Annotated in this window: 3 protein-coding genes and 1 pseudogene; 1 reads left to right on the forward strand and 3 read right to left on the reverse strand. The window is 62.2% G+C overall.

The genetic code is table 11. The features are described from left to right. Nucleotides 1-591 (reverse strand): annotated as a pseudogene (locus tag EN991_RS24185) (alpha-glucosidase/alpha-galactosidase); the annotation flags it as partial. A gap of 246 nt (nt 592-837) precedes the next feature. On the opposite strand from EN991_RS24185, the gene EN991_RS24190 reads away from it, so the two are divergent. Beyond that, entirely contained in the window at nt 838-1,713 is an 876-nt protein-coding gene (locus EN991_RS24190; RefSeq protein ID WP_082826649.1) for an AraC family transcriptional regulator, read from the forward strand. Between the two features lie 27 nt (nt 1,714-1,740). Here the strand turns inward: EN991_RS24190 and EN991_RS24195 are convergent, their stop codons facing one another. Together EN991_RS24195 and EN991_RS24200 are read right to left on the reverse strand one after the other, a co-directional pair. After that, nucleotides 1,741-3,768, reverse strand: coding sequence for an aldo/keto reductase (locus EN991_RS24195; protein ID WP_127369704.1), 2,028 nt, complete (start codon nt 3,766-3,768; stop codon nt 1,741-1,743). Nucleotides 3,769-3,803: 35 nt separating this feature from the next. Further along, on the reverse strand, nt 3,804-4,664 hold an 861-nt coding region (locus EN991_RS24200), incomplete at its 5' end, for an ATP-binding cassette domain-containing protein (RefSeq protein ID WP_127369705.1).

Below are 4,664 nucleotides of genomic sequence, written 5' to 3' on the forward strand. Positions count from 1 at the left end.
GGACCAGACATAGTCGAGCTCCTGCGTGGACTTCGCGCCAAGCACCTCGGCGATCTGCTCGGCGCCGTGCTGGACGCCGTGACAGAGCCCGACAGTGTCGACCTTGCCGTATTCGATCGCCGCCCAGGTGTTCATCGCCATCGGGTTGGCGTAGTTCAGGAATTTGACGTTCGTCTCGGCGACCTCGCGTATGTCCTTGCAGAAATCCAGGATCACCGGAATGTTGCGCTGGCCATAGAGAATGCCGCCAGCGCAGATCGTATCGCCGACGCACTGGTCGATGCCGTATTTCAAGGGAATGCGGATATCGTCGGCGTAGGCTTCGAGGCCGCCGACCCGCACGCAGCTGATGACGTAGCGAGCGCCTTCGAGCGCCTTGCGGCGGTCTGTGGTCGCCGTCACCCTGGTCGGCAACCTGTTCGCCTCGACGATCCTGTCGAGGATCGCCTTGATCATCTGAAGATTGTGCTCGCTGACATCGGTCAGCGCGAATTCGATGTCCTTGAATTCGGGCACGCACAAGATGTCGGTGAACAATTTCTTGGTGAAGCCGACGCTGCCGGCACCGATGATAGCGATTTTGAAACTCATCAGCCGCACCTCATTCCATTTCGAATTGCAGGCAAGGAATGACAATGGAGGCTGTAGCCACATGCCGCGACATGTATGCAGGACAAGCCGGAATCCGGCTCGCCAACCTCCCTGTCCGCTCCTTGACTGCGGATCTCTCTCGCTTTTCGATGGGGATTATGCGCTTATTCGCGAGCGCGACCAGAGAAGGATTATGCTTTCAGGGGTAATTTTGTGCTGCATGATTTGATAGAACACGGACAGTCCATGCGCACGATCTCGCTGCCGCGCGGCCGCCAGCGCCTGCACGCCATGCCGACGAGCACGGGCTACGAAGTGCGCGAGGACGAAATCTACGACTGGGACGGCCGCAAGCGCGGTCAGACACCGTTCACCGTGCTCCAGCACACGATCAGCGGGACTGGCCGGCTGCGCTACGAAAACCGCAACTACCGCTTGCAGAAGAACGACACATTGCTGGTGCTGGTGCCGCACAACCACCGCTACTGGCTGGCTGGAGATGAGCGCTGGGAATATTTCTGGATTTCGATGAACGGCGAGGAAGCGCTGCGCATCCACAAGTCGATCCTCAGCGTCTCGGGTCCTGTATTTCGGCTGCAGCCGGCGACAATCGATCATCTTGCCGATTGCAGCTTGCGCCTGATCAAAGGCGCCGCTTCGCCGGGTGCTGCTTCCGCGATAGCCTACGAGGCTGCGATGGCGCTCTATGACGATGTCTTCGGTTCCCATGCCTTCGCCGAAAAACTAAGCGCCATGCAGCCGGTCATCGATCACATCAACGCCAATCTCGACAAGCCGCTGCCGGTGGCGGACCTGGTCCAGATCAGCGGCCTCAGCCGAGCCCATTTCTCACGCTGTTTCGCCGAGAGCGAAGGCCTGCCTCCGGCCGAGTTCGTGCTGCAGCAGCGCCTGCAACGCGCGGCGAAGCTGCTGACCAAAGCGGATTTTTTGCCGGTGAAGGAAGTCGCCATCCTGTGCGGCTTCGAGGAAGCGAACTATTTTTCAAAGGTCTTCCGCCGCTGCTACGGCATCACACCGAGCCAGTTCCGCACCACAGGCATGTACGCGAATTTGCGGACTCCGGCCAGGCGCGGCGTCAGGGCGTTCGATGACGAGACCTGACGCCGCCACGGTTAAACAGGCAGCCAACTAGGCAGCGCGCAGGCTGCCGCCGTCCAGCCATTCGAGATCGGCTTGCGAAAGCGTGATGTCGAGAGCGCGCAGGCTGTCGTCCAGTTCATCCAACGTGCGTGGCCCGATCAGCGGGATGGAGGGGAAGGGCTGAGCGAGCACATAGGCCAGCGCAATATGGATTGGGCTCTTGCCCAGTCTCGCGGCAAGTTCGATCGCCCGGTCGCGGCGGCCGAAATTCCGCTCGGAGTACCAGACCCGCACCAGCTCCTCATTGTCTTGCTTGTCGCGACCCGCCCGATCGGTGAAGAAGCCGCGCCCCTGGCTCGACCAGGCGAAATTCGGCATCTTCCTGGATGTCAGCCAGGCCTTCCACGCATCCGTGGAGGACGTGACGCAGCCAGCCCAGATCGGCTCCAGCATTTCGGCCAGCGAGAAATTGTTGGACAGCGCACCGGGCTTTTGCTTGCCGGTGCGTTCGGCGTAGGCAATTGCCTCATCCATGCGTTCCATCGTCCAGTTCGAACCGCCGAACGGGCCGCGGATGCGGCCGGCCTTGACCTCGCGATCCATTGCATCGACGAATTCGCCGACCGGCACATCCGGATTGTCGCGGTGCATGAAGTAGACATCGACATGATCGGTCTGCAGGCGTTCGAGCGTCTGGTCGAGCTGCTTGCCGATCACATCAGGATAGCACAGCGGCGAGTGGGCGCCCTTGGCGATGACCACCGATTGCGCGCGCACGCCACGGTTTTTCAACCATTCGCCAAGCAGCTTCTCGGTATAGCCGCCGCCATAGACATAGCCGGTATCGAAGAGATTGCCGCCGGCCTCGAAAAAGGCATCGAGCAGGATCGAACCTGAGGAAAACGTACGGAAATCCTCGAAGCCGAGCGCCACCACCGATGCCGGCTTCGACAGGCCAGGAATGGTGCGCTTGGCGACCGCCGTGCCGCCGGACAGCAGCGGCCGGCCGGAGATGGTGTTGGTGCGTTGCTCGGCCTTCTCGATCCCGTATTCGAGGCCGGCTGCCGCCCGCCATTTGTCCAGCACACGCAAGGTGCCGAGGCTTTCCGCCCACGCCATGCCCGGCCAGGCGAATTCTTGGCCGCCGGCGAGGATCGCCTCGCCGGCTGCGTCGACCTCGAAGGAATAGACATGGCGCTTCTCGTCGACGCTGATGGTCTGGCGCGTACCATCGGAGGCGATGACGTCTATCCGGCCGAGACCGACATCGCGGTTGCCGCCGGCGAACCAGAAGTCCGGCACTTCGATGCGGCCCTTAGTGCCCAGGATGCGCAGGACATTGTCCTGGCTGAGCGAGATGCTGCAGGAGACTTCAGCGACAATGCCACCGGGGAAATGCAGCAGCGCGGAGGCCCATTCGTCGACGCCGGACTGGCCCAGATGGGCGGTGCCGACCACCTTGTCTGGCTCGCTGAAGGGCTTTCCGACGGCCGCACCGGCAATCAGCCGGACCATCGAGACGGGATAGCCGCCGACATCGAGAATACCGCCGCCGGCGAGATCGTTGGCATAGAGCCGGTGCTGCGGCATGAAGCCCGGCATGGCGAAACCGAAGCTCGACTTGATCATCCTGATCTCGCCTATGACGCCGGACCTGATCAGCTCCACCAGCTTCTTGGTCTGCGGGTGCAACCGGTACATGAAGGCTTCGCCGAGGAATGTGCCGGCCTTGCGCGCGGCATGCATCATGGCGTCGGCCTCGAAGGCGGTCAGCGCCAGCGGCTTTTCGCACAGCACATGCTTTCCGGCCTCGGCCGCCTTGATCGCCCATTGCGCATGGCCTGGATGCGGTATCGAAATGTAGACGGCGTCGATGTCGGGGTCGGCGAGCAGCGCGTCGTAGCCGTCGAGGATACGGGCACCGGGAAAACGCTCGGCAAGCCCCGGCTTGGCGGGATTGCGTGCGCCGATGGCGACCAGCTTGCCGGTGTCCGAAGCGGCCACGCCACCGGCAAAGGACTGGGCGATGCTGCCCGGGCCGAGAATGCCCCAGCGAATGGGCGTGGTTGCGGTCATTGTCATTCTCCTTGAAGGCTGGAAAGGGCTGGCGGTCAGCGCAGCCGCAGTCCTTTTTCGTCGAACAGGTAGGATTTGCGGATGGAAACGGTGATCGCGGACGTGTCAGGGACCTTTGCCGCGTCGCGCTGGATCACCACGTCGTCCCCGTTGGCCGTTCTGGCATAGAGGAAACTTGTGCCGCCCAGGTGCTCGATCACGTCGATGGCAACCACAAGGTCGGCGTCGCCTTCTCCGGCATTGCCGAAATGTTCAGGCCGCACACCGACAATGACCTTGCTGCCGATTTTTGGGCCGCCGATTTCGGGCGCAGTGCCAGTCAGCGGTTGCGTGATGCGGGTCTTCTCCTGGCCCGCCAGTTCGACCACGACGCCAGGTGCATCGTGCCCGACAACCCGGCCTTTGATGAAATTCATCTTCGGCGAGCCGACAAAGCCGGCGACGAACTGATTGTCGGGGTTGTCGTAGAGATCGAGTGGCCGGCCGATCTGCTCGATATGGCCGGCGCGCATCACGACGATCCTGTCGGCGAGCGTCATCGCCTCGGTCTGGTCGTGGGTGACATAGATCATTGTCGTGCCCAGTTCCTTATGGAGCCGGGAGATCTCGACGCGCATCTGGACGCGCAATTCGGCGTCGAGATTGGAGAGCGGCTCATCGAACAGGAACACCTGCGGTTCGCGCACGATGGCGCGGCCGATGGCGACGCGCTGGCGCTGACCGCCTGAGAGTTTTTTCGGGCGTCTGTCCATCAGTTCGCTGATGCGCAGGATCTCGGCCGCCAGCTTCACCCGCCGTTCGGTGTCGGCTTTTGGATTGCCGGTCATGCGCAGGCCGAAAGAGAGGTTCTGTTCGACGCTCATATGCGGATACAGCGCGTAGGACGGGAACGCCAT

The organism is Mesorhizobium sp. M7A.F.Ca.US.005.03.2.1, from assembly GCF_003997795.1.
Classification (GTDB): Bacteria; Pseudomonadota; Alphaproteobacteria; order Rhizobiales; family Rhizobiaceae; genus Mesorhizobium; species Mesorhizobium ciceri.